The sequence below is a fragment of the Streptomyces sp. NRRL WC-3549 genome, from assembly GCF_000721935.1.
In the GTDB taxonomy this organism is placed as follows: domain Bacteria; phylum Actinomycetota; class Actinomycetes; order Streptomycetales; family Streptomycetaceae; genus Streptomyces.
Map to the genome: position 1 here is coordinate 5430 of NZ_KL585446.1, position 2019 is coordinate 7448.

General features: G+C 69.8%; 2 protein-coding genes and 1 pseudogene. All 3 read left to right on the top strand.

All coding sequences use genetic code 11. From position 1 onward, the window contains the following. Positions 1-70: 70 nt before the first annotated feature. A pseudogene (locus IH13_RS45380) lies at positions 71-245 on the top strand (endonuclease domain-containing protein); the annotation flags it as partial. Beyond that, positions 197-1042 carry a proteasome subunit beta gene (prcB, locus tag IH13_RS0134745; protein ID WP_031090933.1) on the top strand — a complete coding sequence of 282 codons (846 nt, stop codon included), beginning with the start codon at positions 197-199 and terminating at the stop codon, positions 1040-1042. The pseudogene IH13_RS45380 and the gene prcB, both read left to right, overlap by 49 nt. A gap of 55 nt (positions 1043-1097) precedes the next feature. After that, positions 1098-1970: a proteasome subunit alpha gene (gene prcA / locus IH13_RS0134750; RefSeq protein ID WP_031090934.1), complete on the top strand. Its 873-nt coding sequence runs from the start codon at positions 1098-1100 to the stop codon at positions 1968-1970. Positions 1971-2019: the final 49 nt, after the last annotated feature.

Here is a 2019-nt window from a genome sequence, read left to right on the forward strand (position 1 = left end):
GAGATGTGTATAAGAGACAGGCCCGTACCCGTACCGGCACCCCGCGGAAGCGCTTCTGCACCCGGATCGTGTTGATCACCGCCGACAGGCGGGTAGGGTCCGTGGCGTAGTGCTTCAACTGCAATTCGGCCATCGGCAAGTTGGGGGATGATCCTGACACCTTGCGCAGGGCCATCGCATACCTGGAGGGAAACGCGTGGAAGCCAACACTCGTAGCACCGGGCGTCTACCAGCTGCGTTCCTGACGCCGGGTTCGTCCTCGTTCATGGACTTCCTGACCGACCACTCGCCGGAGATGCTGCCGGGCAACCGCAGCCTCCCGCCCGTGCAGGGAGCCTTCGAGGCGCCGCACGGGACGACCATCGTGGCGGCCGCCTTCCCCGGCGGGGTGGTCCTCGCCGGTGACCGGCGCGCCACCATGGGGAACATGATCGCCCAGCGCGACATGCAGAAGGTCTTCCCGGCCGACGAGTACTCGGCGGTGGGCATCGCCGGCACCGCCGGGCTCGCCATCGAGATGGTCAAGCTGTTCCAGCTGGAGCTGGAGCACTTCGAGAAGGTCGAGGGTGCCACGCTCTCCCTGGAGGGCAAGGCCAACCGCCTCTCCACGATGATCCGCGGAAACCTCTCGATGGCCATGCAGGGCCTGGCGGTCGTCCCGCTCTTCGCGGGCTACGACGTGGACCGGGAGAAGGGCCGGATCTTCTCCTACGACGTCACCGGCGGCCGGTCCGAGGAGCGGGGATACGCGGCCACCGGCTCCGGGTCGCTCTTCGCGCGCGGCTCGATGAAGAAGCTCTACCGCGACGACCTGACCGAGGAGCAGGCGCTCACCCTCGTGGTGCAGGCCCTGTACGACGCGGCGGACGACGACTCGGCGACCGGCGGCCCCGACCTCGCCCGCCGGCTCTTCCCGATCGTCACCGTCATCACCGACGAGGGCTTCCGCAAGCTGACCGACGAGGAGTCGTCCGCGGTCGCCCGCTCGGTCGTGGACCGGCGGCTCCAGGAGCCCGACGGCCCGCGCGCCGCCCTGCTCTGACCGGCCCGACGCTCCTTCGATGCACTCGTCACTGACAGAAAGGGACGGATAGCCGGTGTCGACGCCGTTCTATGTCTCACCCCAGCAGGCCATGGCCGACCGGGCGGAATACGCCCGGAAGGGCATCGCCCGTGGTCGCAGCCTGGTTGTGCTGCAGTACGCCGACGGCATTGTGTTCGTCGGCGAGAACCCGTCCCGCGCGCTGCACAAGTTCAGCGAGATCTACGACCGGATCGGCTTCGCGGCCGCCGGCAAGTACAACGAGTACGAGAACCTCCGCATCGGCGGGGTCCGTTACGCGGACCTGCGGGGGTACACCTACGACCGCGACGACGTGACGGCCCGTGGGCTCGCCAACGTCTACGCGCAGACGCTGGGCACCATCTTCTCCAGCGCGGCCGAGAAGCCGTACGAGGTGGAGCTGGTGGTCGCCGAGGTCGGCGCCGGGCCGGAGGGCGACCAGATCTACCGGCTGCCGCACGACGGCTCGATCGTGGACGAGCACGGCTCGGTCGCGGTCGGCGGCAACGCCGAGCAGATCAGCCAGTTCCTCGACCAGCGACACCGTGACGGGATGTCGCTCGCCGAGGCGCTGAAGCTGGCCGTGCAGGCGCTCTCGCGCGAGGCCAACGGCAACGAGCGGGAGATCCCCGCCGAGCGGCTGGAGGTCGCGGTCCTGGACCGGACCCGGCCCCAGCAGCGCAAGTTCAAGCGGATCGTCGGACGGCAGCTGACCCGGCTGCTCGACGCGGACGGCGCGGGGGCGACCCCGACGGACGCCCCGTCCGACACCGAGGACGGCGACGCCCTGCCCGTGGCGGACGCGGGCGGTGGCGGTGGCGGTGCCGGTTCCGATGCCGCCGGTTCCGATGCCGGGGAGACCGGCAAGGAAGGCACCGAAGGTCCGGAGGGGCCCGCGAAGGAGTAGTCACCCCGGCGGGCGAGCGGAAGCCCCCGGCCTGTCTCTTATACACATC